The organism is Stenotrophomonas sp. AG209 (genome assembly GCF_003550055.1).
In the GTDB taxonomy this organism is placed as follows: domain Bacteria; phylum Pseudomonadota; class Gammaproteobacteria; order Xanthomonadales; family Xanthomonadaceae; genus Stenotrophomonas.
The window spans coordinates 323,434-338,752 of the sequence record NZ_QXDB01000003.1; the positions used below are offsets into that span (position 1 = coordinate 323,434).

The 15,319-nt window shown below is 66.6% G+C and carries 14 protein-coding genes; 8 read left to right on the forward strand and 6 right to left on the reverse strand.

Going from position 1 to position 15,319, the window contains the following annotated elements; genetic code table 11:
* Nucleotides 1-172: 172 nt before the first annotated feature.
* Nucleotides 173-2,443 (reverse strand): TonB-dependent receptor, encoded by a 2,271-nt coding sequence (locus DFO63_RS16580; RefSeq protein WP_049445741.1) that lies wholly within the window; start codon nucleotides 2,441-2,443, stop codon nucleotides 173-175.
* Between the two features lie 159 nt (nucleotides 2,444-2,602).
* Between DFO63_RS16580 and DFO63_RS16585 the strand changes: the two genes are divergently transcribed.
* Nucleotides 2,603-3,616 carry a TIGR00266 family protein gene (locus DFO63_RS16585; RefSeq protein WP_119007387.1) on the forward strand — a complete coding sequence of 338 codons (1,014 nt, stop codon included), beginning with the start codon at nucleotides 2,603-2,605 and terminating at the stop codon, nucleotides 3,614-3,616.
* Between the two features lie 183 nt (nucleotides 3,617-3,799).
* On the forward strand, nucleotides 3,800-4,792 hold the full coding sequence (locus DFO63_RS16590; protein ID WP_014035442.1) for a patatin-like phospholipase family protein: 993 nt from the start codon (nucleotides 3,800-3,802) through the stop codon (nucleotides 4,790-4,792).
* A gap of 39 nt (nucleotides 4,793-4,831) precedes the next feature.
* On the opposite strand, the gene DFO63_RS16595 is transcribed toward DFO63_RS16590, so the two are convergent.
* Entirely contained in the window at nucleotides 4,832-5,317 is a 486-nt protein-coding gene (locus DFO63_RS16595) for an Lrp/AsnC family transcriptional regulator (RefSeq protein WP_049446786.1), read from the reverse strand.
* A 125-nt stretch (nucleotides 5,318-5,442) separates the two neighbouring features.
* Here DFO63_RS16595 and phhA point away from each other — a divergent pair, with 125 nt between their 5' ends.
* Nucleotides 5,443-6,336, forward strand: a complete 894-nt coding sequence (phhA, locus tag DFO63_RS16600) for a phenylalanine 4-monooxygenase (protein ID WP_119007388.1) — start codon at nucleotides 5,443-5,445, stop codon at nucleotides 6,334-6,336.
* Nucleotides 6,337-6,440: 104 nt separating this feature from the next.
* On the opposite strand, the gene DFO63_RS16605 is transcribed toward phhA, so the two are convergent.
* On the reverse strand, nucleotides 6,441-7,496 hold the full coding sequence (locus DFO63_RS16605; protein WP_049446790.1) for a LacI family DNA-binding transcriptional regulator: 1,056 nt from the start codon (nucleotides 7,494-7,496) through the stop codon (nucleotides 6,441-6,443).
* A gap of 240 nt (nucleotides 7,497-7,736) precedes the next feature.
* Between DFO63_RS16605 and DFO63_RS16610 the strand changes: the two genes are divergently transcribed.
* The 4 genes from DFO63_RS16610 to DFO63_RS16625 all read left to right on the forward strand — a co-directional run bounded on the left by DFO63_RS16610 (nucleotide 7,737) and on the right by DFO63_RS16625 (nucleotide 10,728).
* Nucleotides 7,737-8,327, forward strand: a complete 591-nt coding sequence (locus DFO63_RS16610; RefSeq protein WP_049446792.1) for a cysteine dioxygenase family protein — start codon at nucleotides 7,737-7,739, stop codon at nucleotides 8,325-8,327.
* A gap of 117 nt (nucleotides 8,328-8,444) precedes the next feature.
* A complete protein-coding gene (eda, locus tag DFO63_RS16615) occupies nucleotides 8,445-9,083 on the forward strand; it encodes a bifunctional 4-hydroxy-2-oxoglutarate aldolase/2-dehydro-3-deoxy-phosphogluconate aldolase (protein ID WP_119007389.1) in 639 nt (212 codons plus the stop codon).
* Between the two features lie 96 nt (nucleotides 9,084-9,179).
* Nucleotides 9,180-10,208, forward strand: a complete 1,029-nt coding sequence (gene adhP, locus DFO63_RS16620) for an alcohol dehydrogenase AdhP (RefSeq protein ID WP_014035436.1) — start codon at nucleotides 9,180-9,182, stop codon at nucleotides 10,206-10,208.
* Between the two features lie 127 nt (nucleotides 10,209-10,335).
* Nucleotides 10,336-10,728, forward strand: coding sequence for a hypothetical protein (locus tag DFO63_RS16625; protein ID WP_014035435.1), 393 nt, complete (start codon nucleotides 10,336-10,338; stop codon nucleotides 10,726-10,728).
* Nucleotides 10,729-10,799: 71 nt separating this feature from the next.
* Here DFO63_RS16625 and ligD read toward each other — a convergent pair whose 3' ends face one another.
* The 3 genes from ligD to DFO63_RS16640 form a co-directional block, all read right to left on the reverse strand.
* Nucleotides 10,800-13,292 carry a DNA ligase D gene (gene ligD, locus DFO63_RS16630; protein ID WP_119007390.1) on the reverse strand — a complete coding sequence of 831 codons (2,493 nt, stop codon included), beginning with the start codon at nucleotides 13,290-13,292 and terminating at the stop codon, nucleotides 10,800-10,802.
* 3 nt (nucleotides 13,293-13,295) lie between these two features.
* Nucleotides 13,296-14,216, reverse strand: coding sequence for a Ku protein (locus DFO63_RS16635; protein WP_049446799.1), 921 nt, complete (start codon nucleotides 14,214-14,216; stop codon nucleotides 13,296-13,298).
* Between the two features lie 154 nt (nucleotides 14,217-14,370).
* Nucleotides 14,371-14,769 (reverse strand): hypothetical protein, encoded by a 399-nt coding sequence (locus DFO63_RS16640; protein WP_071228659.1) that lies wholly within the window; start codon nucleotides 14,767-14,769, stop codon nucleotides 14,371-14,373.
* Nucleotides 14,770-14,916: 147 nt separating this feature from the next.
* Between DFO63_RS16640 and DFO63_RS16645 the strand changes: the two genes are divergently transcribed.
* Nucleotides 14,917-15,261 carry a hypothetical protein gene (locus DFO63_RS16645; protein ID WP_071228660.1) on the forward strand — a complete coding sequence of 115 codons (345 nt, stop codon included), beginning with the start codon at nucleotides 14,917-14,919 and terminating at the stop codon, nucleotides 15,259-15,261.
* Nucleotides 15,262-15,319: the final 58 nt, after the last annotated feature.

Here is a 15,319-nt window from a genome sequence, read left to right on the forward strand (position 1 = left end):
AGAGCCCTTCCCTTCGGAAAGGGATCTGACCCCAGCGCGGAATGCCGATGCCATCGGGGTCGGATCCCTTTCCGCTGGAAAGGGCTCTGACCCCATTCGGCAACGATGGGTGTAAAGCAGAAGGGCCGGCATTGCGCCGGCCCTTCTTCATTGCATCAACGCAGCAACCGCATCAGAACTTCGCGGTGAATTCCACGCCCCAGGTACGCGGCTCGTTGAGGAAGCCGGTCAGGTTGTTGAAGTCGATCGCGCCGACCACGCGGGTCTGGTTGGTCAGGTTGCGGCCGAACACCGCCACGTCGTACTGGCCGTAATCCCAGTTGTAGCCCAGGCGCAGGCCGCCTTCCAGCGAACTACGGCCGCGGAATTCCGGCGACTCATAGATGAAGAAGTTCACCGCGCTGCGGTAGGCCCAGTCAGTGTAGGCGTACAGCTCGCTGCCATCGCTGAGCGGGAAGCCCACGCGCAGGGTCGCGTTGTGGATCCACTTCGGCGCCTGCGGCAGCGGGTTGCCGTTCACCAGCGCATAGGTCTGGCCGTTGATCACCGTGGTCGGGTCGGTGATGGTGCAGCCACCGCCACAGATCGCCACCGCCAGGTTCTTGTCCTTGATCTCGGTGTCGTTGTAGCTGCTGCCGAAGGTCAGCAGGACGTTGTCGGCCAGGTAGGCCTCCAGGTCCAGCTCGACGCCCTGGCCGATGGTCTTGTCGGCGTTGAGCAGGGTGGCGGTGTTGTTGGTGCCGCCCACTGCGATCAACTGCTGGCCATCGACGTTGTAGCGGAACACGCTCAGGCCCAGGCGCGCGCGGCGCTCGAACAGATCAGCCTTGATGCCGGCTTCGTACGAGATCACCTTCTCCGAATCGGCCTGCGACAGGCCCGGCGCGAAGGCCAGGCGGCCCTGGATCGACGGCGCGCGGAAGCCCTTGGCCACGCGGGCATAGGCGTTGATGTCGTCGGTCAGCTTGTAGACGCCGCTCAGATCCCAGCTGACGTCGTTGACGTCGGTGTTGGCCAGGTACGGGCCACTGACCGGGGTGCCGAACGGAACGGCCTGCAGCACGCTGGCGCTGAAGTCCTTCTTGTCCTGGGTGTAGCGCACGCCGGCACGCAGCTTGAAGCGGTCGGTGACATCGAAGTCACCCGAGGCGAACACCGCCCAGGCCTTGTTGCGCTGGTTCTGCACCACGTGGCCGGTCTGCGGATTGCCCGGGGCCAGCGAGTCGTAGTTGAAGTTGTTGATGGTCACGTCTTCATCGAAGTAGAAGACGCCGGCCTGCCAGTCGAAGCGGCCCCACTCGTTGGACTCGATGCGGAATTCCTGCGTCCACTGGCGATGGTGCGGCAGGCCGTCAGCCGACTCCGACGAGAACGGGATGAAGCCCGGGCCGTAGTTGCCGGCGCCGAGGAACGCCGCACCGTAGCCACCGTCGATGTCACCGCGGTTGAGCGATTCGGCGGTTTCGTAGCCGGTGATCGAGTGCAGCGTCACCGAGCCGAGGTTCCACTGCAGGCGCGCGCTGCCGCCCCAGGTCTTCAGGTCGGAGAAGTTGACGCCGTCGTTGGCCACCTTGTCGCGGTCGAAGTTCTCGACCAGCGAGTTGCCACCCTTCTCGATGATGTTGGCGCGGAACAGGCGGGCGGTGCCGTTGAGCTTGCGCTTGTGCAGGTTGAACAGCGCTTCGAAGTCGTCGCCTTCGTACAGGAACTGCACGCGGCCGGCGGCTTCGTCGTAGCCTTCGAAGCCGCTGTTGGGGGCGCCGACACGGGTGTTGTCGACCCAGTCATCGCGGCGCTGGTAGATCGCCGAGACGCGTGCCGACCAGCGGTCGGTCAGCGGGCCGCCGTAGGCGCCCTGCACGTTCCAGCTGTTGTAGCTGCCGTAGCCGACGCGGATGTAACCATCGGCATCCTGCGACGGACGCGCCGAATCAAACTTGACCACGCCAGCCGGCGTGTTGCGGCCGAACAGCGTGCCCTGCGGGCCACGCAGCACTTCCACGTTGGCCAGGTCGAACAGCGGGAAGCCCTTCAGCAGCGGGCTCTCCTGCACCACGTCGTCGTACACCAGCGACACCGGCTGCGATGCATTGAGATCGAAGTCGGTGTTGCCCAGGCCGCGGATGTAGAAGCGCGGGAAGGCACGGCCGTAGGACGACTCGATGTTGAGGCTGGGCACGCGTGCGGCCAGGAAGCGGATGTCATCGCCGGCCGAGCCGAGCACATCCAGCTTCTCGCCCTGGATCGCGCTGACCGCGACCGGCACGTCCTTGGCGTTCTCGACGCGGCGCTGCGCGGTCACCTGCAGGGTGTCGAGGGCAACCGGATCCTTGGCAGCGGGGGTTTCCTGGGCGGCTGCTACCAGCGGCAGCAGGGCGGAAAGAGCGGCAACGAGGGGGCGCGCGACCGGAAATCGGCCACGGGAAGTGCGGGTCGGGGACATGGCGGTAGGCTGTGTTTGGAGGGGTGGTAAAACGGCGCTACCAGATAATTGTTGCAATACAGCACCTGCCCCGCAAATGCCGGCCGTTCATGGCCCCGTCGCCCTGCCCCCGGTGCGCTCGCTAGACTCGGGGTTTTCCAGCGCCGCGGAGCCACCGCAATGACCCAGTGGTACTTCCATGCCTCCGCCCAGGCCGACCGCGTCGGCCCCCTCGATGACGAGGCCGCGCGCCGCTATGCGCAGGCCAACCCGCGCGCGCTGGCCTGGTGCCAGGGCATGGCGGGCTGGACGCCGACCGCCGAGGTGGCCGAGCTGCGTGCGCCGGGTGCGGGCCAGCCAACCCCGCCGCCGGTACCTTCCAACACCGCCGGCAATCGTGCCGACGATATCGAATTCCGCATCGTCGGCCATGAAATGCAGTTCGTGGAGATCGAGCTCGACCCCGGCGAAAGTGCGGTGGCCGAGGCAGGCGCGTTGATGTTCAAGGACGCCACGGTGCAGATGGACACCGTGTTCGGCAGCGGCGCCGCCAGCAGCGGCGGCCTGATGGACAAGGTGATGGCCGCCGGCCGCCGTGTGCTGACCGGCGAGAGCCTGTTCGCCACCGTCTACACCCAGACCGGCCACGGCAAGGGCAAGGTCGCCTTCGCCGCGCCCTACCCCGGCACGGTGCTGGCGATGCGCCTGGACCAGCACGGTGGCCGCCTGATCTGCCAGAAGGACAGCTTCCTGGCCGGCGCACGTGGCGTGCAGATCGGCGTGCAGTTCCAGCGCAAGATCATGACCGGCCTGTTCGGCGGCGAGGGCTTCATCATGCAGAAGCTGGAAGGCGACGGCTGGGTCTTCATCCATGCCGGCGGCTGCGTGATCGAGCGCGAGCTGGCCGCGGGTGAACGCCTGGACGTGGATACCGGCTGCGTGGTGGCCTACCACTCCAGCGTGGACATGGACGTGCGCCGGGTGGCCGGCATCAAGAGCATGCTGTTCGGCGGCGAAGGCGTGTTCCTGGCCACGCTGACCGGCCCGGGCAAGGTCTGGCTGCAGTCGCTGCCGTTCTCGCGCCTGGCCGGCCGCATGTGGATGGCCGCACCGCAGGGCGGCGGCCAGAGCCGCGGCGAAGGCTCGGTGCTGGGCGGCCTGGGCCGGATGCTGGACGGCGACAACCGGTTCTGACCGCCTCCGGTAGTGCCGGCCGCTGGCCGGCAACCCCGTGGACCGTTGCCAGTTTCCCAATGGTTGCCGGCCAGCGGCCGGCACTACCTTTATGAATAGGGATCTCCCCCACCCTGCCCGCCCCGCCACAGCTTCGGTATGCTGGCGCCCTTTCCTGAATCCGGCGCCGCGAGCGCACTGCCGATGAGCCTGTTCCGCCCCCGCATGCTGCTGTCCGTCGCCCTGATCGGCCTGCTGGCCGGCTGCGGTGGCGACCCGGTCCGTCCCACGCCGCCGCCGGCGCCGACCGTGGTGCCGCAGGCCAAGCCGATCAAGATCGGCATCGCTCTCGGTGGTGGCGCAGCCAAGGGCTTCGCCCACATCGGCGTGATCAAGATGCTGGAAGCCAACGGCTTCGAGCCGGCCGTGGTTTCCGGCACCAGCGCCGGCAGCGTGGTCGGTGCGCTGTATGCCAGCGGCATGGACGCCTTCCAGATGCAGAGCAAGGCGGTCGCGCTGGACGAAGCCAGCATCCGCGACGTGCGCCTGTTCTCCGGTGGCCTGGTGCAGGGCCAGAAGCTGCAGGACTACGTCAACGAGCAGGTTGCCAACCGTCCCGCCGAGCGCCTGAAAAAGCCGTTCGCCGCCGTCGCCACGCAGCTGGAAACCGGCGAGCGCTCGATCTTCGTGCGCGGCAACGTCGGCCAGGCGGTGCGCGCGTCGAGCAGCATTCCCGGTGTGTTCGAACCGGTGAAGATCGGTGGCCGCAACTACATCGACGGCGGCGTGGTCAGCCCGGTGCCGGTGGATGCCGCGCGCCAGCTCGGCGCCGACTTCGTGATCGCCGTGGACATCTCCAGCAAGGCCAGCGGCAAGGCACCGACGGACATGCTGGGCATCGTCAACCAGTCCATCTCGATCATGGGCCAGCGCCTGGGCGAGCAGGAACTGGCGCGCGCCGACATCGTCATCCGCCCGAAGGTGCTGGACATCGGCGCCGCCGATTTCAGCCAGCGTGGCACCGCGATCCTGGAAGGTGAAAAGGCCGCGATGGCGGCCATGCCGCAGATCCGCGCGAAGATCCAGCAGTTGCAGCGCGCGCGCGCCGCAGCAGCAGCACCGGCGCCGGTGGCCGCACCGAAGTGCGAGGAAGCTTCGCGCCTGGGCAAGCTGATGGGCCGCAAGGACAAGTGCTGATCCGTTGATGCCAGGCCACCGGGCACGCCTGGTGGCCGCTCAGGGCTCCAGCTGCGACAACGGCAACGCCTGGAAGCCTTTCACCGTGCGCAGCACGAAGCTGGAATTGGCATCGGCCACGCCACCGGCGTTGAGCAGCCGGTCCAGCAGGAAGTGCGAGAAATGCTCCAGGTCGCGCACGTAGACGTGCAGCAGATAGTCCATGTCGCCGGTCAGCGCATGGCAGGCCACCACCTCATCCCAGCCCTGCACGCTGTCCACGAAGTGGCCGATGGCGGCCTGGTCGTGCTTTTCCAGCTGCACGCGCACGAAGGCCTGCAGGCCGAGGCGCAGCTGCCGTGGCTCCAGCCGCGCGCCATAGCCGACGATCACGCCCTCGCTTTCCAACCGCTGCAGGCGGCGCAGGCAGGCCGAGGGTGAGAGGTTCACCCGTGTCGCCAGCTCGGCGTTGGTGGCGCGCCCATCCCGCTGGATTTCAGCCAGCAGGCGTATATCCGTGCGATCGAACTGGACTTCTCCGGCCATTGTTGCCCCGCAACATGGTGAGTACGCAAGGATATTGCGCCAACAAGGCCAATCGACGCAACTTTTGCAACCCTGTTGCGCGCCCCCTGCCCTAGCATCGTGGGTATCCCGTCAAGGAGTGCCCCATGGACCTCGCCCAGCCCCGCCGCGTCGAACACCAGCAGACCGACAAGGGCTACGTGCCGGTGTATACCACCGCGCTCGTCGAGCAGCCGTGGGACACCTACAGCGCCGACGACCACGCCACCTGGAGCACGCTGTACCAGCGCCAGCGCGAGCTGCTGGTCGGCCGTGCCTGCCAGGAGTTCCTGGATGCACAGGACGAGATGGGCATGAACGCGCACATGATTCCGCGCTTCGACCAGCTCAACGAAGTGCTCGGCGCCGCCACCGGCTGGACCCTGGTCGGCGTTGAAGGCCTGCTGCCGGAACTGGATTTCTTCGACCACCTGGCCAACCGCCGTTTCCCGGTGACCTGGTGGATCCGTCGCCCGGACCAGATCGACTACATCGCCGAACCTGACCTGTTCCACGATCTGTTTGGCCACGTGCCGCTGCTGATGAACCCGGTGTTCGCCGACTACATGGAGGCGTACGGCCGTGGCGGCGTCAAAGCCCACGCGATCGGCCCGGATGCGCTGCAGAACCTGACCCGCCTGTACTGGTACACGGTGGAGTTCGGCCTGATCGATACGCCCGACGGCCTGCGCATCTACGGCGCGGGCATCGTGTCGTCGAAGGGCGAATCGCTGTACTCGCTGGAATCGGCCGCGCCCAACCGCATCGGCTTCGACCTGCAGCGGATCATGCGCACCAGGTACCGCATCGATACCTTCCAGAAGACCTACTTCGTCATCGACAGCTTCGAACAGCTGATGCAGGCGACGTCACCCGACTTCACCCCGATCTACGCGGCACTGGCCGACCAGGCGCATCTTCCGGCCGGTGAAGTGCAGGGCGATGACCGCGTATTCCAGGCCGGCACGGGCGAAGGCTGGGCCGACGGCGGCGACGTGTAAGCGCGCAACGCACACCGCTTCGCACTGGAACGGCGCACCCTGGTGCGCCGTTCTCGTTTCCACCGGCCTGCACCGTTGCCACGGCGCAGGCGAGGGCAGGGCACTCAGCCGTCCACGGCCCGGCAGGAACCGCGCACCATCAGCTGCGGATGCACGCTGGCCGCAGTCGGCGCCTCCGGTACGTCGGTCTGCACCAGCATCGCGGCAGCCATGCGGCCGATGTCGGAGACGTGGCGGCGCACCGACGTCAGCGGCGGCCACAGCCGCGACGCCAGCGGGCTGTCGTCGTAGCTGACGATCGACAACTGCTGCGGCACCGCGATGCCCGCGCGCAATGCCACCTGGTAGACGCCAGCGGCCATTTCATCGTTACCGGCGAAGATCGCACTGGGGCGTTGTCCGCCCATCAGCAGCCGCTCGGCGGCATGCACGCCCGACTCGAACGTATCGCCCGCTTCCAGCACGCGTTCACCCGGCAGGGTCAAGCCGACCTGGGCCAGCCGATCGAGGAAGCCATGGGTACGCTCGCGTGCGCTACGGCGATCCCCCGGACCCGCAATCACCGCGATATCGCGATGGCCCAGCGAGAGCAGGTAGCCCGCAGCCGCAGCGGCACCGTCGCGATCGTGGGTGACCACCGCCTGCACGTCTTCCTCCGATGCATGCGCATTGATGCGGATGTAGCGGCAGTCGATCGCGTCCAGCATCTGCGCCAGCGCCACCGACTCGGAGGCGCGCGGGCCAAGGATCACGCCATGCAGCTTCTGCTGCTGCACGAAGCGGCGCACGCCGTCCGCACAGTCCGCATCCTGGCTGTTGCACGGGTGCACCACCAGCTCATAGCCGGTGCCGCGCAGCGCTTCCAGCGCGCCGTGCTGCAGGTCGACAATGCATTGGGCGCCGGGGTCGTCGTACACCAGGCCGATCAGGAAGGAGCGGCGGAACGCGAGTCCGCGCGCCAGGGGGTCGGGCACGTAACCGACCTCGCGCATCAACGCCTCGACCTTGTCGCGGGTGTCTTTGCGCACCAGCGGCGAGTTGTTGATGATTCTTGAAACCGTTTTCTTGGAAACTCCCGACAGTCGTGCGATGTCGTTGATCGTGGCTGCCTTGCCCTTCGATGCCGGCAACGCGGCATCGCTAATATTTCGCACTGACATGTATAGAACCAGGTAAGTCGGAGAATTCTAGCCTTGCGCCCGTCGGGCGCGAAGTTGCGGAATGTCGCAGCGGATCTGAAACGTGTCGTGTTCGACACGTTCTGCTGCGCGAGGTTCCATTGTGATCGCTCTACTGCCTCTGCATCTGAACCGTTCTTCCGCGCGTGTTCACCCTGAATGCGGACGCGACGCACGCGAACGCCAACATTCCCTTAACCATGCTCCGCTACAGTCAGGTGCATGGACCTGCAGACCTCTCCGTTTCCGCCGTTCCGTGGCCGCGACCGGTTGATCGCCGCGGTCGACGCGGCGATGACCTCCGGTGATGCCGGGCGCATCACCGCCGACCTGCAGCTGGCGCTGCAGGAAGCCATAACCGACAGCCGCATCGAATTGCCCGAATGCGTGCATCGGCCGGTCAGTGATCATTACGCGCGACGTCCGCTGTACCACAGCCGCGAACACGGCTACAGCGTGATTGCCATGAGCTGGGGCCCAGGGCAGGGCACGCCGCTGCACGACCACGATGCCATGTGGTGTGTGGAGGGAGTGTGGTTGGGCGAGCTGGAGATCACCCGTTACGAGTTGCTGGAGCGCGCCGGCGAGCGCTGGCGTTTCCACCGCCACGCCGCGCTGCGCGGGGGCTGCGGCAGTGCCGGCAGCCTGATCCCGCCGCACGAGTACCACACCCTGCGCAACGCCAGCGATGACGCGTTGGCGATCTCGGTGCACGTGTACGAGGCGCAGATGGAGCGCTCGGCGGTGTTCGACCCGCTCGGCGGCGACTGGTACCAGCGCCGCATCCAGGCACTGCAGGCCGACCCCGCCTGAGCCAGGCACGGGGGCAGGGTGCTGCCAGCACCTTCGCGATCCACGTGGCATCATGCGCCGCTGCGCTGCCGGACCCGGCAGCGATCCGCGATGCCCGGTCGGGCAAGGAGCAAGACGATGTCCAGCGCTGATCCGCGCCTGCGCGCGCTGTTGAAGCTGGCACCGGTGATCCCGGTGTACACCCCCGAAGATGTGAATGAAGCGGTCGACGTCGCCCAGGCGCTGTTCCGTGGCGGCCTGCCGGTGATCGAGGTGACGCTGCGCACGCCGCAGGCGCTGGATGCGATCAAGGCGATGGTCGAGGCTGTGCCGGATGCGGTGATCGGTGCCGGCACCGTACTCAACGCCACGCAGATGCACGCAGCGAAGCAGGCCGGTGCGCGCTTCGCGGTGTCCCCGGGTGCAACACCGGCGCTGTATGCGGCCGCGCGTGATGCCGACCTGCCGTACCTGCCCGGTGCGGCCACCGCCTCGGACCTGATCCTGGGCCTGGAGCACGGCCACGACACCTTCAAGTTCTTCCCGGCGGTGCAGGCCGGTGGCGCTGCGCTGCTGGCGGCCTGGCACGGCCCGTTCGCCGATGTGCGTTTCTGCCCGACAGGTGGCATCAGTGCGCAGACCGCGCCGCAGTTCCTGCACCTGCCCAACGTGCTGTGCGTGGGCGGCTCGTGGCTGACCACCCCGGCGCTGCTGCAGACCCGCGACTGGGATGCCATTGAACGCCTGGCCCGCGAGGCCTCGGTGCTGGCCAGCTGAACCCGCTCCACGAATCTTCAAAGGTTTGATCGTGATCAAAGCGCCGGCCTCGTGCCGGCGTCATTCTGTGGGCAAGCGCACTACGGAGATCCGAACATGAATTCGACCATGAAGGCCGCTGTCGTGCGTGAGTTCGGCAAGCCACTGGTGATCGAGGAAGTCTCGGTACCGCGCCCGGGGGCGGGCGAGGTGCTGGTCAAGATCGAGGCCTGTGGCGTCTGCCACACCGACCTGCACGCCGCCGAGGGCGACTGGCCGGTGAAACCGAACCCGCCGTTCATCCCCGGCCACGAGGGCGTGGGGCACGTCGTGGCCGTGGGAGGCGGGGTAGGGCACGTCAAGGAAGGCGACAGGGTCGGCATCCCCTGGTTGTACTCGGCGTGTGGCCATTGCGAACACTGCCTGGGTGGCTGGGAAACGCTGTGCGAGACACAGCGCAACACCGGTTACTCGGTCAACGGCGGCTTCGCCGAGTACGCACTGGCCGATGCCAACTATGTCGGCCTGCTTCCGAAGGACGTGGGCTTCGTCGAGATCGCGCCGGTGCTGTGTGCCGGCGTGACCGTCTACAAGGGCCTGAAGGTCACCGACACCAAACCCGGTGACTGGGTGGCGATTTCCGGCATCGGTGGCCTGGGCCACATGGCGGTGCAGTACGCCCGCGCGATGGGCCTGAACGTGGCTGCGGTGGATGTGGACGACAACAAGCTGGCATTGGCCCGGCAGCTTGGCGCGCAGATCACCGTGAACGCGCGTACCACCGATCCGGCCGCCTTCCTCAGGAAGGAAATCGGCGGCGCGCACGGTGCGCTGGTCACCGCGGTGTCGCCGAAGGCGTTCGAGCAGGCGCTGGGCATGGTCCGCCGTGGCGGCACCGTCTCGCTCAACGGACTGCCGCCCGGTAACTTCCCGCTGGACATCTTCGGCATGGTGCTCAACGGCATCACCGTGCGTGGCTCGATCGTCGGCACCCGGCTGGACCTGCAGGAGTCGCTGCAGTTCGCGGCCGAAGGCAAGGTTGCGGCCACGGTCAGCACCGACCGCCTGGAAAACATCAACGACGTGTTCGCGCGCATGCATGCGGGCACCATCGAAGGCCGCGTGGTGCTCGATTTCGCCGCCTGACCGCCTGTGCATGGCCGCCGTCGCTCCGTCCCCCTCTCCCACGGACGCGGCGGCCATGCCGATCCATCGGTAGTGCCGGCCGCCGGCCCGCAACCCCAGGCACTTCGCGCCGCCGTACAATGCGCGCATGCCCGGCCTGCTCAAGACCCTGTTCCTGTCCATCGTCGCCCTGATCGGCGGCGTGCTGTCGCTTGCGCTGGTCAGCAGCGTCGCCAGCTGGCTGCCTCCGCTGCTGGGCCTGTCGCCGGACAACAACAGCGTGCAGCTGGGGTGGGATCTCACCTTCAGCGTGCTCGGTGGCATCGCGGGCATTTCCTTCGCCACCTATTACGCCCCCTGCTGGCCGCGTTCGCATGGCTTCTCGATCTGGTCGCTGATCGCGCTGGGCTGTGGCTACGCAATGTGGACGGCCGGTGCGGATTTCCCGTTCTGGTTCGTCATTTCGCTGCTGGCATCGCTGCCGCTGCAACTGCTGGTCGGCTGGTGGTTCGGCCGTCGCGCCTCGCGCGATCCGCGCTGAGCGCATACAGGTAGTGCCGGCCGCTGGCCGGCAACCTCGGCCATCCTGCTGTTGCCGGCCAGCGGCCGGCACTACCGCTTCAGCGACGGCAGCGTCTGCTTCAACCGCTCGATGCCCTGCCAAGGGTCACCCTTCAAGCGCTTCGCCCTCGCCAGCGCCTTGCCCATGGGAAATGCGTCGGCGGCACTGATACGAGCCAGCTCCTCCCAGCGCAGTGGCACTGCCACACCGGCGGAATCGCGCGCGCGCAGCGACCACGAGCACACGCTGGTGGCCCCCCGGGTGTTGCGCAACCAGTCGATGAAGATGACGCCACGGCGCTTGGCCTTGCTCATCGTCGCCACATAGCGATCAGGTTGCTCCTGTGCCATTGCCTGCGCAAAGGCTTCGCAGAGTGCCTTCGCCTCGTCCCAGCCAGCCTTGGGCTGCAGCGGTACCACCACATGTACGCCCTTGCCACCGGACAGCCGCACGAAGCTCTCGAGACCTGCCTGCTGCAGGCGGTCACGCACATCGCGTGCACCGGCTTTCACCTGTGCCCAGCTGACGCCGTCACCAGGGTCGAGATCGAACACCAGTCGATCCGGATGCTCCGGGTCGGCCACGGTCGCACCCCATGGATGCAGCTCCAGCGTGTTCATCTGCACCAGCTGCAGCAGGCCCCGCGCATCGTCGATATAGACATAGTCCTCGCGGCCGCTCTTCTGCTGCAGGGGCACCGCATGCACCGCGTCACCCAGGCCGGGGCCATGATGCTTCTGGAAGAAACAGACCTTGCCCACCCCATCGGGGCAGCGCAACAGTGACAGCGGCCGTCCGGCGATCTCGGGCAGGATCCAGCGCGCCATGCGCCGGTAATAGTCGGCCACGTCGCCTTTGCCTAGTCTCTGCCTGGGAAACACCACCCGCTCCGGATGAGTGATCTGGACCTCGCCTCCGACTTCATCATCTGCCGTTGCTGTGCTCATTCCCAGGTCCTCCTTCTGCTTGTCGCTGCGCAGCCGCTTGAAACTGGCCTGGCGCAGCAGGCCTTCCTTGCCCCAGCCACGGAACGCCACTTCCGCCACCGTCACTGGCTTCACCCAGCGCACGCTGGCGGCGCGGAACGGTACATGCGCCGGAAGCTGCAGCACAGGCGTCTTTACTGCCAGTGGCTGCAGTGCCTTGAGCAGCGCGCGCAGGTTCTCGTCATCGAAGCCGGTACCGACGCGGCCAACATAGCGCAGGCCCTCCTTGTCCGGCGTTGCCAGCAGCAACGATCCGAAGCCCACGCGTGAACCCTTTGGCGCCGTATAGCCGACGATCACGAACTCGTCGGTGTCTTCGTGCTTCACCTTCACCCAGCTGCGGGCGCGGGCGTTCACGTACGGCGCGTCCACCTGCTTGCTGACGATGCCTTCGAATCCCGCCTCGCCACTGGCATCGAACACCTGCGGGCCGTGGTCGATCACATGTTCGCTGAAGGCCAGGATGCCCGGCATGGGTCCGATGAGATCCTTCAGCAGCGCTTTGCGTTCCAGCAATGGCGCACGACTGATGTCCGCGTTGGCCACACCCGGAAGATCGAACACGATGTAGCGCAGTGGTTGCTTCGAGCTTCCATCGATCACGCGCTGCAGCGCTGCGAAATCGCTGCGCCCTTCCGGGTCCAGCACCACCAGCTCACCGTCCAGGCGCGCATCACGCACCGGCAGCGCCCGCACGGCCTGCACCACCTCGGGAAAATCATCGGTCCAATCCAGGCCATTGCGTGAGCGCAGCTTCACCTCGCCGTCATGCAGATCGGCCAACAGGCGATAGCCGTCCCACTTGATCTCGTGCAGCCAGTGCGCGCCGTCCGGCGCACTGTCGCGATGATCGGTCAATTGCGGTTTGAACCCATGCGGGTAGGGCGCGTCACGTGCGCCGTCCAATTTCAGCGCGCGCGCATGCCAGCGTGCATCGGCCTTGCGGGTAGACGTGCGTGCGGCCGGCACAGCACGCCCTGTCTTCCCCGCAGTGCGCTTCATCACTGCGGATGCGCGCTCGGGCGCGGGCGCGCCCAGCAGATCGTCTGCTTCGGCGTCGCGCGCTTCCTCGTCACCGCGCTTGATCAGCAGCCACTGTACCTGACGCCCCTTCATTGCCGTGCGCACCAGCTTCCAGCCGCCCGCCAGGCGTTGCCCATGCAGCACGAAGTCGATCTTTCCAGCGGCCAGCGCCTGCAGTGGATCGCCTTCACAGGCCCAGGTGCCGTGATCGAAGACATCCACGTGGCCAGCACCATAGTGGCCTTCAGGAATGTCTCCTTCGAAACCGGCGTAGGACAGCGGATGGTCTTCCACTTCCACGGCCAGCCGCTTCTCACCGACACGCAGCGAAGGTCCCTTCGGCACCGCCCAACTCTTCAGTACACCGTCCATCTCCAAACGGAAGTCGTAGTGGCGCGAACTGGCATGGTGCAGCTGGATGACGAAGATCGGCCGCCGCTTGGGATCAGCACGTACAGGCGTTTCGTCAGGTTCCGGCGTCTGCCCGGCGCCACCTCCAAGTCGGCGCTTGCGCCTGTACTGGTGCAACGACATGGCTCAACCTGCCTTGCGCCGTGGTGCGGTCTTCTTTGCAGCCTTCTTCGTCGCCTTTTTTGCGGCCTTTTTCACCGTCGACTTTGTGGCTGCCTTGCGCGTTGCGGTCTTCTTCGCTGGCGTACGTTTGTTCGCATCAAGGCTCTTCTGCAGCAGCGCCATGAAATCAACCACATTGGTGGTGGCGTCCTCGCGTGGTGCGGGCTCATCTTCCACCCGGGTGGTGCCGCCCTTGGACTTGATGCGCTTGTTCAACACCTGCTGCAGTCGCTCGCGGAACTCGTCGTGGTATTGGGATGGGTCCCAATCACCGGCCATCGACTCGATCAGCTGCTCTGCCATTGCCGTTTCCTTGCTGCTGATGCGGTAGTCGGAGAGTTTTCCGGTGGGCAGCTTGTAGTCCTCGGGATCCACCAGTTCCTGCGGATAGCGCAGGATCATCAGCACCAGCGCGTCCTCATGCGGCATCACCGCGCACAGGTATTCGCGCGTGCGCACCACCACCCGTGCGATGCCCACCTTGCCGGTGCTGCGCAAGGTCTCGCGCAGCAGCACGTAGCCCTTTTCGGCCTTCTTGCCGGGTACCAGCAGGTACGGTTTCTCGTAGTAGCGCGGGTCGATCTGCGCCGCATCCACGAACGATTCCACTTCCACCGCTTCGTGGCTTTCCGGTGCTGCCGAGCGGATATCCCCTTCCTCCAGCACGACATAGCTCCCCTTGTCGTACTCGTAGGCTTTGACGATATCCTTCCACGGCACTTCCTCGCCGGTATCGGCATTGACCCGCTCGAAGCGGATCGGTTTGCGGTCGCGCGAGTCAAGCATGCGGAACTGCAGGTCGACCTTGCGTTCGCCTGACATCAGCGACACCGGCACGTTGAGCAGGCCAAACGACAGCGTGCCGGTCCAGATCGGGCGGGCCATGGGTGCACCTTTGATGGGGCAGGGTGCCCAGCGTGTTCCGGGCGGTGTAAACCGGCCGTGTCGATGTCGTGCAGGTGGCTTCTACGGAAAACGGTAGTGCCGGCCGCTGGCCGGCAACCACAGCACACCCGCGCGTGTACGCAGAACCCCAGCGTTACTGCAGCAACGGCCTCACTGCCGCCGCCGGAATATGGTCCAGCGCACGCCAGGCGTCTTCCACCACCGGCCGCGCCTGTGACCAGCCCAGCCGCGACTGCCCGCGCATCTGTTCCCAGTGCTCGGCCAGTTCCTCGCAGGTATCGGCGGCGTCACCGCGCGGCCAGTCGGCAGCATGGGTGGTCAGCGCGAAGGCATAGACCGGGCACAGATCTCGCCAGTTGCGATGGCTTTGCCCGCGACGTTCCTCGTAGTCAGTGAGCATGTATTGCAGGTAGTCCTGGGCCACCGCCTGCGGATCCTCATGGCGACGCGTGCGGCGCTGCGCGGTGCGCTGGCCAAGCGGATCGAGCAGGGCGTTGAACACGGACGGTGCGGGTCGTTCAAGACGGGGCATGGCCGGCTCCTGCAGCGGGGGCGGGTGGGCAGGAATACGCGCGGTGCCGTTACCGGGGGGTGAGCGAGATGTTCATGACGCCAGGTTCGCGGTGGCTTTACCTGTGGCGCGGTGTAGTGGGAACCCCCGAGCGCAGGTAGCCAGACCATGAGCCGAGAGACCTCCCGCGATCCGCTGCGCGCGAACCATCCGCCCATTCCCGGCGAGCAGCGCGGCAAACATGATGCCGACAATGCCGACTACCGCGGCACCGGCGCGCCGTTCTTCGATGCCGGGCACGCCGGAGAGCATCTGCCGGTGAAGCACGAGGCTGAACAGGCAGCCCAGGACCGCAAGGACGGCGGTGACCGCCATCGCGGCGGCCAGGAAAGCCCGCTCAAGCGGCGCGAACGCAAGCAGCGCGCCAGCGACAACCAGGACGAGGCGCTGGAGGAGACGTTCCCGGCCAGCGACCCGACCTCGCCCTTCGTGCCGGCCAAGGCGCCTGACTGATGGGTAGTGCCGGCCGCTGGCCGGCACCTTGAATACCCGAGGCGAAGCGATGCCGGCC